Raw genomic sequence first — 13,817 nt, forward strand, 5'->3', positions numbered from 1 at the left:
GGCAGGGCGCCGCAAACCGTCAGGCCGTCTCGATGGTTGTGAAGTTGAGCAGACGAGGCACGTCCAGCACAACCATCAACTGGCCGTTCAGCCTATAAATTCCGGTCGATACCTCGCGCCAGCGCGGATCCAGCGTCGCCGGGTTGCGTTCGAAGTCCTCCTTGGTCAGGCTGAGCACCTCGCCGACCGAATCGACCATCAGGCTGTAGAGTTCGCCGCGCAGGTCGACGACGATCGACATGCCGGGCTTGTCCTTCGGACGGCCGGTCAGGCCGAGGCGCAGGCGGACGTCGATGGCGGTGACGATGCGGCCGCGCAGGTTCAGCGATCCGGCGACCTCCGGCGGGGCCAGCGGGATGCGGGTGATCCGCTGATGGCCCAGCACGTCCTGCACCTGAAGGACCGGGATGCCGAACATCTGGTCGGCGATCGTCATGGTCACGAAGTCCTGGTTGCCGGAGACGACGAGATCGTCGCCCCGCGACTTGCGGACGGTGGACGGCAGCTTGGCGTTGCTCATGCGGCACCTTTCTGGTCGGTCAGCGTCTGCTGGAGCGCGAAGAGCAGCGCGTCACGGTCGAACTTGGCGACATAGTCGTTGAAACCGGCGATCCGGCCGCGGTCGAGATCGCGGGCGCTGGCGTGGCTGGACAGCGCCACCATCGGGACCCGCTGCCAGCGGCTGCCGTGGCGCACCGCCTCGGCGAAGTCGAAGCCGCTCATGCCCGGCATCTCGATGTCGGAGACGATGACGTCGAAGTCCTCGCCCGCCTCGCAGAGCGCCAGCGCATCGCCGGCATTCTCCACCGCCGTCACGTCGTAGCCGGCGACCGACAGCAGCGGCGTCAGCAGATTGCGGAAGAAGGGGCTGTCGTCCACCAGCAGCACGCGCTGGAGCTTCTCCTCCTCGAACCCCTCCTGGGCGGAGGAGCCGAACCAGTCCTTGTAGGCCTGGGTCAGGAAGAAGCCGGCGTCGATCACCTCGGTCGCCTTGCCGGCGATGATGGCCGAGCCCATCAGGCCGGGACGCTCCGCGGCCAGCTGGACGTTCAGCTTCTCCTCGACGATGTCGACGATCTCGTCGACGATCAGGCCCATCGAGCGGTCGCCGTCGGCGAACACCAGAACCGGCTGGCGGCCTTCGTTGGCGATGACGAAGTTCGGGTTGATCGGCACCAGCGGCATCAGCTTGCCGCGATACTGGACCACCGGCAGGCCGTTCGACATCTCGACCGTCGCGAGATCGACGTCCTCCAGGCGGGCGACCAGCGACAGCGGCACCGCCTTGGGCGCGCCTTCGCCGGCGCGGAACAGCAGGAGCGCCATCTTGTCCTCCTGGCGCTGGGTCTGGACCGCGGTGGTCTCCTTGCCTGCGGCCTCGCCCATCGCCATCTCGCCGGTGGCCGACGCGATGCCGTTGGGGTCCAGGATCATGATGACCGAGCCGTCGCCCAGGATCGTGTTGCCCGAGAACATCTCGATGTGGCGCAGGATCGGCGCCACCGGCTTCACCACGATTTCCTCGGTGTCGAACACGCGGTCGACCATGATGCCGAAGGTATAGGTGCCGACCTGGGTGACGACGATGAAGGTCTCGTCCGCCGGCTTCTTGGCGTCCTCGCTGTCGTCCAGCCGCAGCAGCTGCTGGAGCGAGACCAGCGGCAGCAGGCGGTTGCGCAGGCGCAGGACCGGGGTGCCCTTCAGCCGCTCGATGGTGTGCTCGCTGTCGGCGGCGGCGCGCACCAGCTCGACCACGCTGATCTGCGGGATGGCGAAGCGCTCGCCGGCGCATTCCACGATCAGGGCCGAGACGATGGCCAGCGTCAGCGGGATCTTGATGACGAAGGTCGATCCTTTGCCCTGGGCCGACTTGATCTCGATCGTGCCGCCGATCTTCTCGATGTTGGTCTTCACCACGTCCATGCCGACGCCGCGGCCCGACACGTTGGTGACCTTGGCGGCGGTGGAGAAGCCCGGCTTCATGATGAACTGGATGATCTGCTGGTCGGTCATCGAGGCAAGCTCGCCTTCCGACGCCATCCCGTTCTGGATCGCCTTCTGCTTGATCCGGTCGATGGCAAGGCCCTTACCGTCGTCCTGGATCTCGATGATGATGTGGCCGCCCTCGTGATAGGCGTTCAGCGTGATCCGGCCGGTCTCCGTCTTGCCGGCCTTCACGCGCTCCGCCGGGATCTCCAGCCCATGGTCGGCGCTGTTGCGCACCATGTGGGTCAGCGGGTCCTTGATCAGCTCCAGGACCTGGCGGTCCAGCTCGGTGTCGGCGCCGAGCATCTGGAGGTCGATCTTCTTGTTCAGTTCGTGCGCCAGATCGCGCACCAGACGCGGCAGCTTGGCCCAGGCGTTGCCGATGGGCTGCATGCGCGTCTTCATGACGCCCTCCTGCAGCTCCGACGTCACATGGTTCAGGCGCTGCAGCGGTGCCGCGAACTCGCTCTCCTTCTGCGACCGCAGGATCTGCAGCAGCTGGTTGCGGGTCAGCACCAGCTCCGACACCATGGTCATCAGGTTTTCGAGCAGGTCGACGTTGACGCGGATGGTCTGGGCGGCGACCGCCGACTCCTTGGTCGCGGCCTCGGCGCCGGCATCGGCGGCACCGGCGTTGCCACCGCCCGAGGCACCCGCCATCGGGGCGACCGGCGCCGGCACCTTGGCGGCGGCCGGCTCGGCATCCGGCACGACGAGGTCGTGCGACTGGGCGGGCTCCTCGGCCGGCTCGGGCGCGCGGGTGGCGACGGCGGTGCCGGCGGCCGGAGCCGCGGCGGGCGCGGGAATGTCGTTCGGGCCGGGAATGGAGTTCCAGAGCGCTTCCAGCTCGTCCAACGTCGCCGGCCGGTCCAGCGATGCTGCGACCGCAGGGGCGGTCGGCGGCGGCGGCGGAGCGGCGGCGGCTGCCGGGGCGGGACCGCCCAGCTTGCCTTCGGCGCACAGGTTCAGCCGCTCGATCAGCGGCAGGTCGTCGCCGGGCGGTTCCGCCTCGGTCGCTTCCAGCACCGCCAGCAGGCTCTTGATGGTGTCCAGCGCCTGCAGGATCAGCGAGACGGCTTCCGGGTTGATCGTCAGTTCGCCATCGCGGAACTTGCCCAGCACGTTCTCCGACGCGTGCGCCACCTTTTCCAGGCGGGGCAGGCCGAGGAAGCCGCAGGTTCCCTTGATGGTGTGGACGAGCCGGAAGATGTTCGACAGCAGTTCCGGATTGTTGGGATTCTGCTCCAACCGGACCAGCTCGACATCGAGCACCGAGAGGTTTTCGTTGGTTTCCGTCAGAAATTCGGACAGCAGATCATCCATGTCGCATTCCCCAGGCCCAATGTTTATGGTCCGCGCCGGCCTGCGGCTCGAACGGGCAGCATCGAAAGGCTGCCGGTTGCGCTCCAGTCCAGGTAGGGTGGGAGCCTGTCAAACACTGATTAAGAGAACCTTACCTCTTCCGATAGGGAGTCTTCGGGGGGCTGCTACCGGTAGGATCGGAGTTCCTTTGTCACAGCTTCCATTGTCACAGGGAGGATCGATGAGCGACGCCGAAATCGCCCAATCCGTGCGCGAAGCCGTGGAACGCCTCAACGCCGCGCTGGCGGAGGCCGCGCGCCACAATCTGGCGGTCACGCTGCGCAGCACGGCCCACCAGACCACCGGCGGGGTGGAGCAGGTCGTGGTGGAGCCGCGGATTTTCAAACTGCTGTAGACGCGGCCGGAAGAGCGGCCGGATGCCTCACCACTCGGCGGTGAAGACCAGCCGCTCGCTGCTTTCGGTGGCGACGGCGATGCGGAAGCCGTCGCTCTCGGCCAGCCGGCCGGCCAGATAGGCATGGATGGTGCGGGGGGTCAGCGCCTCGGCCGTCGCCGTGCCGGCCAGCGCCGCCGCGGCCTCCGGTTTCAGGGTTCCCGGACGGCCGGCGGCGGTCACGGTGATTCGGCCCGCCGTCTCGTCGCCATCGGCGGCGACGGAGACCAGCCCGCCATGGGTCAGCGCCTCGTCCGCCAGCATCACCAGATTCAGCACCAGCTTGACCACGCCGCGGCGCTGGGCGGTCATGTCGTGCGGCACCCGGTCCGGCCAGTCCAGCCGGGTGCGTCCGCCCTCGACATAGCCGGCGGCGGCGGCGCGGGCGTCGCCGAAGCCCTTCTGGTCGCGCCCCGCCACCCCATAGGCCAGCCGGAACACCCGCAGCCGGCGGTCGGCCTGACCGGAGGAATGGTCGATCAGCTTCACCGCCTCGCCCAGGAATCCGCCGACGGCCGGCCCGCCATCCTCGTCCTCCTGCATCTCCTCGATCAGCTCCAGCCCGTTGCGGATGGCGCCGACCGGGCTGACCAGATCGTGGCAGAGCTTCGACGCCAGCAGTTCCAGAACGCGGATGTCGACGCTGACGGGGAGGGAGGACGATTCGGTCACGAGGCAGACTCCGGAAAAAAGGAACGGCGACGGCGCGGTGCTGGAGATTCTATACTTTCCCGGCGGCGCCGCACAGGCGGTCGCATTTCCTATGTACAATAGCGCGATGGATGGGACCCGACATGGACGATTCGCTGGTGCCCGGCGCCTGGGTGCGCCACCCGGACCAGCCCGACTGGGGGCTGGGACAGGTGCAGTCGGCCATCCGCAACCGCATCACCGTCAATTTCGAGCATGCCGGCAAGGTGCTGATCGACAGCGACGTCATCTCGCTGACGCTGGTCGATCCCGACGAGGTCTGAGCGGATTCGGCCGGGTCTCCGGCGTCCGGGAAAGCGCGGATTGCGCCGCCGCCGCCGCTTTGCTTTTATGCGACCGAAGTCGCGCATGTGTCAGGGAGGGATGGAATGAAGGCAATGATCCTCGGTTTCGCCGCCGCGGCGGTGATCGCGCTGGGCACGGCCGCGGTGCTGATCACGATGGAACACTCGACCGCGGAGCGCTTTTCCAGCACATTCGTCCGCCTTTAAGGGAACAGAATCCTCCTTTATTCCACGAAAAGGCGACTTCCGGGCGCCCTCCGCACGGTGTAGGATCGAGCGATCCTTGACCGGACATGGCGGGCCGTCGCTTGATCTCGCGTCTCAAAGGGGGAATGGGCGCATTCGGTGTGGCGCTGATCCTGGGGCTCAACGCCCTGGTCGGTTACGACCTGCTGCACCAGCGCGACGAGACGCTGTCCCGGGCGCGGGAGGACAGCGCAGCGATGGCGCTGGTTCTGGAACACCATGCCACCGACAGCCTGTCCGGCGTGGCGAAAATCCTGGCCGGAGTCGTCGAGGTTCTGGCCGTGCGCACCGACGCCTGGGAGCGCGGCGATGCCGACGTCTACGCCCTGCTGCGCCGTCAGGCCACCCTGTCACCGCTGATCCGCGCCATCCTGGTGGTGTCGGCCGACGGCACGCTGATCCACGACACCCAGACCCTGGAGCCAGCCGGCATCGACCTGTCGGACCGCGATTACCTGATGGCGCACCGCGACAGGCTGGTCCCCGGCGGCGCCGATGCGGTCTTCGTCGGCAACCCGGTGCGCGGCCGCACCTCCAACACCTGGTTCATCAGCATGAGCCGGCGGCTCGAAGCGCCGGACGGCCGCTTCGCCGGCGTGGCGGTCGCGGTGATGGAACCGATGGCCTTCCGCAGCTTCTACCAGACGCTTCCCCTCTCCGGCGACGCGGTGGTCACGCTCTATCACGCCGACGGGCCGGTGATCGCCCGCTTCCCCGACCATGACAGCCACATCGGCCTTTCCGCCCACCATCTGCCGCTGTTCACCACGCTGCTGAAGCAGGCGCGGGCGGGCACCGAACTGCTGGACAGCGCCAGCGACGGACCGCGCCGGATCCTCAGCTACCGCGCGTCGGCCGAGATGCCGGTGGCGGTGACCGTCTCGTCGTCGCGCGACGCGGTGCTGGCGCCCTGGTGGTCGAAGGCGATGACCCTGGCGGTAGCCGATCTTGCCGGGACGCTGGTGCTGGCGGCGATGACGCTCGCCCTGCTGCGCGAGGCGGGGCGGCGGGAACGGGCGATGGCCGATCTCCAGGACAGCGAACGGGCGCTGCGCGACAGCCAGCAGCGGCTGATCCGGGACATCGCCGCCCGCCACCGGATCGAGGCGGAGCTGATCGCCGCCAAGCAGGTCTCCGACGCCGCCAATCGGGCCAAGACCCAGTTCCTGGCCAACATGAGCCACGAGCTGCGCACCCCGCTGAATGCCGTCATCGGCTTCGCCGAGGCGCTGGAAAGCGGCATCTTCGGCCAGATGTCGGCCAAGCAGACCGAATATGTCGGCGACATCCGCAAGTCCGGCCAGCATCTGCTGAGCCTGATCAACGACATCCTCGACACCACCAAGATCGAGTCGGGCAAATATGTGCTGCATCAGGAGGATCTGCCGGTCGACGACCTGATCGGCGAATGCCTGCGCCAGATGGGGCCGCTGGCGGTGGAAAAGGGCGTGACCCTCACGGCGGCGCTGCCCGCCTCCCTGCCCATCCTCTATGCCGATGCCCGTGCCGTGCGTCAGATCCTGCTGAACCTGCTGTCCAACGCGGTGAAGTTCACCCCGCCCGGCGGGCGGATCGTCGTCGAGGCCGACCGGGTGGCGCGCAGCCTGCGCCTGCGGGTCAGCGACACCGGCATCGGCATCCCCGCCATCGAACTGGAGCAGGTGATGGAGCCCTTCCATCAGGTCGACAACTCCCACACCCGCCGCTTCGCCGGGACCGGGTTGGGCCTGCCGCTGGTCAAGTCGCTGGTGGAAATCCAGGACGGCCGCTTCGTGCTGTCGAGCGTGCTGGGCCGGGGCACCACCGCCACCGTGCTGTTCCCGCCCTCCCGGCTGCGCAACCGGTCGGAGCCCCTGCGGGCGCTGACGCTGACGCAGCCCGCTCCGGTTTGAGGCCGGGCGCCCTCATACCCGCCGCGACTTGCCGAGGATGACCAGGGCGATGCCGCCCAGCACGGCGACCGACGACAGCGCCAGGACCGGCGTGATCCGTTCCCCCAGCGCCAGCACCGCAACAAGCGCGGTGATGACCGGAACGCTCAGTTGGACGGAGGCTGCGCGGGCGGCGGTCAGGGCCGGCAGTGCCGCATACCAGATGGAATAGCCGACACCCGACGCCAGCGCCCCCGACAGCACCGCATAGACCAGTCCGCCCTGGTCCCAGCGCAGGCCGCCGCCGGACAGCGGCCCGGCCAGCGCCGCCAGCAGCGCCAGAGCCGCCGCCATCGGTGCAGCGCGCAGGAAATTGCCGGCGGTGGTGGCGATGGGGTCGCGGCTGGCCCGTCCCAGCAGGGAATAGATTCCCCACGCCGCCCCGGCGACCAGCATCAGCAGCGCCCCCAGCGGGTCCGGCGCCGACAGTCCGGGCGCCAGCAGCAGGGCCAGCCCGCCAAGCGCCAGCGCCAGCCCGCCCCATTGCAGAAGCACCAGCCGTTCGCCGCGATACAGCCCGACCAGGATCATGGTGGCCTGCACCGCCCCGAACAGCAGCAGCGCTCCGGTCCCCGCGGTCATGGTCAGATAGGCGAAGGAGAAGGCAGCGGCATAGGCCAGCAGCGCCGTCGCCCCGCGCCAGCTGCCGGCACCCGCCTTCGCATGCCCGGTCGCCCGGGCGATCAGCCACAAGCTGGCCGCACCGGAGGCGATGCGCACAAGGGTGAAACCGGCCGGGTCGATGGCGGTCTGGGTCAGCGCCAGCCGGCACAGGATGGAGTTGGCGGCGAAGGCCAGCATCGCCAGCAGGGTCAGCAGTGCCGCCCGCCCGGCCGTGGGCGCCGCCGGCACCGCAACGGCACCTGTCTTATCGCTCGCCACCACGATTGTTTCCCTTGCAACCAGACTCGTCCAGCTAGCCGCAGGGCGGCCGCCCTGTCAAATCCCCAGCACGGTCGGCCGCGTCCTACTTTGGTCGGGCCGTGGTGGTCACGAGGAGGGGCCGTGCAGGGCGAACATCAGCAGGTAGGTGCGCTGGAGCGAGCTGAAATTGTTGTCGGAGATCAGATAGACCAGCGTTTCCCCTGCCGGCCCCGGCCGGGTGGCGATGCCTTCGAAATTGTCGTTCACCAGCGGCGCCTCCAGACGCCCGAGTTCCTCGCCGTCCACCACCGCGCCGGCAGTCAGCTGGCGCGCCGCCACCCGCACCAGCCGCGACGACCAGCCGCCCAACAGCGACACCCGGCGTTCCAGCACCAGCACGCCGCCGTCCGGCAGCGGGGCGACGGAGGTCGGGCGGTAGCGCGGGGCCGTCCGATAGGTGAAGGGCTGCCAGTCGGCGGCGCTCGCCGGCACGCCGTCCCTGGACGAGCCCATGCGGGTTATCCAGGCGCGGCGGTCCTGATGGCCGTTGTCCTTGCCCTCCTCGATGGTCAGCAGCCGGCCGTCGGGAAGCAGGGTCAGCGACTCCAGCCCGCCATTCTCCGGCGTGCTATCCATCCCCGGCGGCATCGGAATCGGCGTGGGCGTGCCCTCCGGTCCCTGATCGCCGCCATCACCGCCATCGCCGCCCTTGTAGCGCAGGATGCGATGGTCGCGCTCCAGCGACACCAGCCAGCCGCCGTCGGGCAACCGCGTCAAATCCTCGGCATCGGTGCGGCGCTTGCGATGGGAAATCCCCTCCTCGACCGTCAAGGGACGGGCATGGACCTCCGACAGGCCGGCAAGCCGGCCCTCGGCATCGGTTTGCAGCCGGCCGTCCACCACCAGCCCGGTGTCGCCGATGGCGACGAAGCGGTCGCCGGCCGGATCGATCCAAAGGCCGGACAGGCCGCCGACCCGCTCGCCCCCGGCGATGTCCAGGCCACCCAGAAAGCGCAACGGCCCGACCGCGACCTTCTCCGGCCGCCCGCGGTCGAGCGGCACCGCGGAGGCGGTGACGGAAAGGGGGCCGGGGGTGGGGTCGGAGTCGCCGCCGGCACCGACCACGGCGGCGCAACCGCCGGACAGGGCGACCAGCAGCAGGCCCCAGGCCATGCTTTTGCGTATCGTCATCGCGGCACTCTTGCCAGTGCAACCGAGGGATACAACCTTTCTTTCGGCATTCTTTCGGTCACGGCGTCAGACATACGGCAGGATGCAGCGTGAGCGTTACGCGACCTCTCTCATAACGGCCCGGTCATATCGGCTAGGCGCGGCGGGTTACTCCCTCAGAACCGGTGGGGCCTGCCGGACAAGCGCTTAGATTGACGAATGTTTTCGACGATCCTTATCCGTGACGATCGAGCCGAGTCCGTCCCCATGCCGATGCTTCCGCGGTCGCAGACCGCCTATTCTCCTCCGGACCAGACCGGCGACGGCATCGCGTCAGGCGTGTCCGGCCTGTCTCCGGCCGACCGGCTGACGGCGCGCATCCAGGAGTTGGAAGCCGAGCTGCGGGAGTTGCAGCATCGCGCCAAGAACAGCCTGCAACTGGTCATCAGCCTGCTGAAGCTGCAGGCCGGACGCATCCGCGATCCCGACGCCCGCGCCGCCTACGAACAGACCATGGTCCGCATCGAGGCGCTGGCGATCCTCTACCGCCAGCTGCACGAGAGCGGCGCCGGCACCCATGTCGATCTCGGCCGCTATGTCACGGCACTCTGCGAAGCGGTGCGGGAAGGCACGCCGGGCGCCCTGTCGCGCGTGCCTGTGACCGTCAATTCCGACCCGATCCAGATCGGCCTGTACGAGGCGATGCCGCTCGGCCTGATCATCGCGGAGCTGGTGACGAGCTGCCTGCACCATGCCTTCCCCGACGACGGCTGGATCCGCATCACCGTGCGCCAGCAGGGCGACAGCGGCCGCGCCCGCCTGACGGTGGAGGACAACGGCCGCGCCCTGCCCGCCGGTTTCGACACCACCGCCGAGGACGGGCTGATGCTGGCCGAGGCGCTGGCCGGCCAGCTCGGCGACACCCTGTCCACCGACAGCGACGCCGCCGGCACCACGGCCAGCGTCAGCTTCCCGGTTTAAGGAGGCCCGTGGCTCCCCCTCTCCCCCCCGGGGAGAGGGTCGGGGTGAGGGGGAGGCGTGGCGTGGATTCCGTGGGGAGCGGGGAGTGCGCGATGCTTGAAAATCCTCGTCGCGCGTCCCCCTCACCCTAACCCTCTCCCCGGGGGGGAGAGGGGATTACGTGCCCGTGCCCGTCACCGTCATGGTGCTCATGGGGATGCGGCGGTTCCGCCGCCGGCTCCAGCGTGCCGGCGAACCAGCCTTGGATCGCCCGCAGCGGGTCGGTCTCGGTCGTCGTCACCGGCTCGATGCCGCGGCGCTTCATGTGGGCGACGAAGCCGGCGCCCGACGATCCGGTGATGACCACCCGCACCGCATCGATCGGGTGGGGCCGGCCGTCGCCGCAGAGATGCAGCACCTCCTCCTCCCCCAGCTCGATCCGCCCGGTCTCCACCGGAGCGGTGCCGGCGTCGGCCTCATAGACCAGGAAGCGGCGGGTGCGGCCGCCATGGGTGGCGATGGTGGCGAAATCCTTGGTGCCGATGGCGATCTTCATGCTCTGCGGTCCCCTAGAAAGCGGTGCCCGACGACGGCGCAGTCCTGCCACGCCCGGCACCCGCCCGCACTGAGCGAAGTCAATCGGCGGTAGCGAAGCCTCGGAAAGCGCCCGCAAGCATGATTTTTCGACCGCAAGCGTGGCCTGGATGGCTGCAATTCCCACCGGCTTTCACCAAATGGCGAGGGGTGGGGAAGGATTGGTCTTCCCACATGTTATGACCCAGGACACCCACCCGATCGGACGCCATGTACGCCCACTCGCCCCAGCCGCTTCCGTCAGCCGGATCGACGCCCGACATCGCCGGATCGGCCGGTGTGCTGCGGCCGATCCTGCAACCGGGGCAGACCTGCTGGCGGGTGGAGGACACCGCAAGGCTCGGCGTGATCGTCGATGCGGAGGATTACTTCGCGCTGGCCAAGGCCGCCATGCGGCGCGCCCGGCGCAGCATCTACATGACCGCCTGGGATTTCGACGCCCGCATCCGCCTGATGCCGCAGACCCGCCGGCCGCGCCGGCCCGACCGGCTCGGCACGCTGCTGAACTGGCTGGCGACCACCCGGCCCGACCTGCACATCCATGTGCTGAAGTGGGACTATGCCGAGCTGTTCGACCTCGCCCGCTGGTCGCACCCCTTCATGCTGCGCAACTGGCTGACCCACCGGCGCCTGCAATACCGGCTGGACGGCGACCACCCGACCGGCGCCTGCCATCACCAGAAAATGCTGGTGATCGACGACCGGGTCGCCTTCTGCGGCGGGCTGGACATCACCGCCAACCGCTGGGACACCCGCGCCCACCATGCCCATGACCCGCGGCGGCGCCAGCCCGACGGCAAGCCCTACGAGCCGTTCCACGACGTCATGATGGCGGTGGACGGCGACGCCGCCCGCGCGCTGGGCGAGATGTTCCGCGACCGCTGGGCCCGCGCCACCGGCGAGACGCTGAAGCCCCCTGCGCCGGCCCCCGGCCGGCCGGCCCGCCGCCATCCGCTGGCCGCCGATCCCTGGCCGCCGGGCTTCGAGCCGATGCTGCGCGGCGTCCGCGTCGGCATCGCCCGCACCGATCCCGCCTGCAACGGGCGCGACGAGGTCCGCGAGGTCGAGGCGCTCTATCTGGCGGCCATCGCCGCGGCGCGCGACGTCATCTATCTGGAAAGCCAGTATTTCGCCTCCACCGCGGTGGCCGAGGCGCTGAAGGCCCGGCTGGCGGAGCCCGACGGCCCGGAGGTGATCGTCGTCAACCCGGTGCGCACCACCAGCTGGCTGGAGAACACCGTCATGCTCGGCGCCCGCGCCCGGCTGACCCAGGAGCTGCGCGAGGCCGACCGCCATGGCCGCTTCCGCCTGTTCGCCGCCCTGACCGACGGCGGCGCCTGCATCACCGTCCATGCCAAGGTGATGGTGGTCGACGACCGGCTGCTGCGCATCGGCTCGGCCAACCTGAACAACCGCTCCATGGGGCTCGACACCGAATGCGACCTGGCGCTGGAGGCCGGGCCGGGGCCGGAGCATGCCGACACCCGCCGCGCGATCCTGCACACCCGCAACGACCTGATCGCCGAGCATCTGGGCTCCACCGCGGCCGAGGTGGCGGAGGCGCACCGGCGGCTGGGCTCGCTCGCCGCGGCCATCGACCAGCTGCGCAAGCCGGTCGGCCGCACGCTGGAACCGCTGCACGACCCCGAGCCGGACGGGCTGGCCGCCGCGGTGGCCGACGCCCGCGTCTTCGATCCCGAACATCCGGTCGGCGCGGTGGAGATCGTCCGCCGCGTGCTGCCGTCGCGCATCCCGCGCACCCGCCACTGGCTGACGCTGGCCGGCATCCTGGCTCTGCTGGGGCTGTGGGGCATGTGGCGCTACACGGCACTGCGGGAATGGGCGACGCTGGACGCCGTGATGTCGGCCTTCCACAGCCTGGGCGACAGCCCGCTGGCGCCGCTGTGGCTGATGCTGGCCTATATCGCCGGCGGTTACGTCATGTTCCCGCTGACCGTGATGATCGCCGCCACCGCCATCGTCATGGGACCGTGGTGGGGCTTCCCCACCGCGATGGCCGGGGCGGTCGCCTCGGCGGCGGCGATGTTCTGGACCGGGCGGATCGCCGGGCGCGACCTGCTGGACCGCCATGGCGGTCCGCTGATCGCCCGCATCAACGGAAAACTGGCCGACAGCGGCATCGCCGCGGTGGCCGGCGTGCGCGCCGTGCCGATTGCGCCCTACACCGTTGTCAATCTCGCCGCCGGCGCCTCGAAGCTGAGCTTCGGCGATTTCGTGATCGGCACCATGGTCGGTCTTGCACCCGGCATCCTTGCCTTCAATCTGCTCGGGCACCAGCTTGAGCGCACCATAAAGAATCCCGGCGCCGCCGACTTCGCGCTGCTGGCGGGAATGGCGGCGGTGGCCATCGGGCTCGGCTGGCTGACCAGCCGGCTTCTCGGCCGCTCCGGCCGGGATCGGGCCGGCGACACGCCGGGCCGGCAAGACGACAGGGCTGACGAAAGGCCAAAGGAAAGGAATTTGGAACCGTGATCCGTTTCAGCCGCGACCGTGTCCAGCGCATCGCCGCCGTGTTGCGCGCAGCCCGCTCCCGCCGCCCCCGCCGTGCCGACCGCCGCAGCCTCCCCGTTCCCGACGGCATGGCGGCGCTCAGCGTCGCCACCTGGAACATCCACAGCTGCGTCGGCCTGGATGCCCGCTTCGCCCCCGACCGCATCGCCCAGGTGATCCGCGACCTCGACGTCGACCTGATCGGCCTGCAGGAGGTCGGCTGGCACCACCGCGGCGAATCGGGGATGGACCAGTTCGCCTTCCTGGAACGCAACACCGGGCTGAAAGTTTATGCCGGCCCGACCAAGCACAGCGAGCGCGCCCATTACGGCAACTGCCTGCTGACCCGCCTGCCGGTGCGGTCGATGGAGACGATGGACCTGTCGGTCGGCAAGCGCGAGCCGCGCGGCGGCATCGACGCGGTGGTGGAGGTGCAGGGCCGTCCCGTGCGGGTGATCGTCGCCCATCTCGGCCTCGACCCCTGGGAGCGGGCCAAGCAGGTCGGCGACATAGTGTCGCGGGTGGAGAGCCAGCCGGAGCTGCCGACCCTGTTCATGGGCGACCTCAACGAATGGACGCCCAGTTCCCCCCGGCTGCGCCAGCTGGCGTCCTCCTTCGCCGACGTCGCCAACCCGCGCAGCTTCCACGCCCGCATGCCGACCTTGCGGCTCGACCGCATCTATGTGACCGGCGGCTTGCAAATCCCCGCTTTCGAGGTGATCCGCACCGTCCTCACCCGTCGGGCATCGGACCATCTGCCGGTCCGCGCCGTGCTCGCCGTCCCCTGATCGTCGAGGGCCGCTC

Annotated in this window: 13 protein-coding genes; 7 read left to right on the top strand and 6 right to left on the bottom strand. The window is 69.4% G+C overall.

Annotation, left to right across the window (positions count from 1 at the left end; translation table 11 throughout):
- Positions 1-19: 19 nt before the first annotated feature.
- Together ABNQ39_RS31455 and ABNQ39_RS31460 are read right to left on the bottom strand one after the other, a co-directional pair.
- Entirely contained in the window at positions 20-520 is a 501-nt protein-coding gene (locus tag ABNQ39_RS31455) for a chemotaxis protein CheW (protein ID WP_109047908.1), read from the bottom strand.
- Positions 517-3,309 (bottom strand): hybrid sensor histidine kinase/response regulator, encoded by a 2,793-nt coding sequence (locus ABNQ39_RS31460; protein ID WP_376965953.1) that lies wholly within the window; start codon positions 3,307-3,309, stop codon positions 517-519. The genes ABNQ39_RS31455 and ABNQ39_RS31460 overlap by 4 nt, the downstream gene beginning before the upstream one ends.
- Before the next feature lie 220 nt (positions 3,310-3,529).
- On the opposite strand from ABNQ39_RS31460, the gene ABNQ39_RS31465 reads away from it, so the two are divergent.
- The gene (locus ABNQ39_RS31465; RefSeq protein ID WP_376965955.1) at positions 3,530-3,703 is read left to right on the top strand and encodes a hypothetical protein; all 174 of its coding nucleotides are present in this window, start codon (positions 3,530-3,532) and stop codon (positions 3,701-3,703) included.
- 27 nt (positions 3,704-3,730) lie between these two features.
- Here ABNQ39_RS31465 and ABNQ39_RS31470 read toward each other — a convergent pair whose 3' ends face one another.
- Positions 3,731-4,414 (bottom strand): histidine phosphotransferase family protein, encoded by a 684-nt coding sequence (locus tag ABNQ39_RS31470; RefSeq protein ID WP_376965957.1) that lies wholly within the window; start codon positions 4,412-4,414, stop codon positions 3,731-3,733.
- Positions 4,415-4,536: 122 nt separating this feature from the next.
- On the opposite strand from ABNQ39_RS31470, the gene ABNQ39_RS31475 reads away from it, so the two are divergent.
- The 3 genes from ABNQ39_RS31475 to ABNQ39_RS31485 all read left to right on the top strand — a co-directional run bounded on the left by ABNQ39_RS31475 (position 4,537) and on the right by ABNQ39_RS31485 (position 6,875).
- On the top strand, positions 4,537-4,716 hold the full coding sequence (locus ABNQ39_RS31475; RefSeq protein WP_376965959.1) for a DUF3553 domain-containing protein: 180 nt from the start codon (positions 4,537-4,539) through the stop codon (positions 4,714-4,716).
- A 105-nt stretch (positions 4,717-4,821) separates the two neighbouring features.
- Positions 4,822-4,944 carry a hypothetical protein gene (locus tag ABNQ39_RS31480; protein ID WP_376965961.1) on the top strand — a complete coding sequence of 41 codons (123 nt, stop codon included), beginning with the start codon at positions 4,822-4,824 and terminating at the stop codon, positions 4,942-4,944.
- 125 nt (positions 4,945-5,069) lie between these two features.
- Positions 5,070-6,875 (top strand): sensor histidine kinase, encoded by a 1,806-nt coding sequence (locus ABNQ39_RS31485; RefSeq protein WP_376965963.1) that lies wholly within the window; start codon positions 5,070-5,072, stop codon positions 6,873-6,875.
- Between the two features lie 12 nt (positions 6,876-6,887).
- Here the strand turns inward: ABNQ39_RS31485 and ABNQ39_RS31490 are convergent, their stop codons facing one another.
- On the bottom strand, positions 6,888-7,799 hold the full coding sequence (locus ABNQ39_RS31490) for a DMT family transporter (RefSeq protein ID WP_376965965.1): 912 nt from the start codon (positions 7,797-7,799) through the stop codon (positions 6,888-6,890).
- 105 nt (positions 7,800-7,904) lie between these two features.
- Complete coding sequence (locus ABNQ39_RS31495; RefSeq protein ID WP_376965967.1) at positions 7,905-8,969, bottom strand: esterase-like activity of phytase family protein; 1,065 nt, start codon at positions 8,967-8,969, stop codon at positions 7,905-7,907.
- A gap of 246 nt (positions 8,970-9,215) precedes the next feature.
- Here ABNQ39_RS31495 and ABNQ39_RS31500 point away from each other — a divergent pair, with 246 nt between their 5' ends.
- Positions 9,216-9,929 carry a sensor histidine kinase gene (locus tag ABNQ39_RS31500; protein ID WP_098736200.1) on the top strand — a complete coding sequence of 238 codons (714 nt, stop codon included), beginning with the start codon at positions 9,216-9,218 and terminating at the stop codon, positions 9,927-9,929.
- Between the two features lie 127 nt (positions 9,930-10,056).
- On the opposite strand, the gene ABNQ39_RS31505 is transcribed toward ABNQ39_RS31500, so the two are convergent.
- The gene (locus tag ABNQ39_RS31505) at positions 10,057-10,464 is read right to left on the bottom strand and encodes a NifB/NifX family molybdenum-iron cluster-binding protein (protein WP_376965969.1); all 408 of its coding nucleotides are present in this window, start codon (positions 10,462-10,464) and stop codon (positions 10,057-10,059) included.
- 248 nt (positions 10,465-10,712) lie between these two features.
- On the opposite strand from ABNQ39_RS31505, the gene ABNQ39_RS31510 reads away from it, so the two are divergent.
- Together ABNQ39_RS31510 and ABNQ39_RS31515 are read left to right on the top strand one after the other, a co-directional pair.
- Positions 10,713-12,995, top strand: a complete 2,283-nt coding sequence (locus ABNQ39_RS31510) for a VTT domain-containing protein (protein WP_376965971.1) — start codon at positions 10,713-10,715, stop codon at positions 12,993-12,995.
- A complete protein-coding gene (locus ABNQ39_RS31515) occupies positions 12,992-13,801 on the top strand; it encodes an endonuclease/exonuclease/phosphatase family protein (protein ID WP_376965973.1) in 810 nt (269 codons plus the stop codon). Before ABNQ39_RS31510 ends, ABNQ39_RS31515 begins: the two co-directional genes overlap by 4 nt.
- The last annotated feature ends 16 nt before the right edge of the window (positions 13,802-13,817 follow it).

The organism is Azospirillum sp. A26 (genome assembly GCF_042604635.1).
Lineage (GTDB): Bacteria > Pseudomonadota > Alphaproteobacteria > Azospirillales > Azospirillaceae > Azospirillum > Azospirillum palustre.

Bases quoted from the DNA above. Each gene is read 5' to 3' on its own strand.
- ABNQ39_RS31505 (WP_376965969.1), bottom strand. From the start codon at position 10,464: ATGAAGATCGCCATCGGCACCAAGGATTTCGCCACCATCGCCACCCAT.
- ABNQ39_RS31465 (WP_376965955.1), top strand. From the start codon at position 3,530: ATGAGCGACGCCGAAATCGCCCAATCCGTGCGCGAAGCCGTGGAACGC.
- ABNQ39_RS31455 (WP_109047908.1), bottom strand. From the start codon at position 520: ATGAGCAACGCCAAGCTGCCGTCCACCGTCCGCAAGTCGCGGGGCGAC.
- ABNQ39_RS31485 (WP_376965963.1), top strand. From the start codon at position 5,070: ATGGGCGCATTCGGTGTGGCGCTGATCCTGGGGCTCAACGCCCTGGTC.
- ABNQ39_RS31510 (WP_376965971.1), top strand. From the start codon at position 10,713: ATGTACGCCCACTCGCCCCAGCCGCTTCCGTCAGCCGGATCGACGCCC.
- ABNQ39_RS31475 (WP_376965959.1), top strand. From the start codon at position 4,537: ATGGACGATTCGCTGGTGCCCGGCGCCTGGGTGCGCCACCCGGACCAG.
- ABNQ39_RS31495 (WP_376965967.1), bottom strand. From the start codon at position 8,969: ATGACGATACGCAAAAGCATGGCCTGGGGCCTGCTGCTGGTCGCCCTG.
- ABNQ39_RS31460 (WP_376965953.1), bottom strand. From the start codon at position 3,309: ATGGATGATCTGCTGTCCGAATTTCTGACGGAAACCAACGAAAACCTC.
- ABNQ39_RS31500 (WP_098736200.1), top strand. From the start codon at position 9,216: ATGCCGATGCTTCCGCGGTCGCAGACCGCCTATTCTCCTCCGGACCAG.
- ABNQ39_RS31480 (WP_376965961.1), top strand. From the start codon at position 4,822: ATGAAGGCAATGATCCTCGGTTTCGCCGCCGCGGCGGTGATCGCGCTG.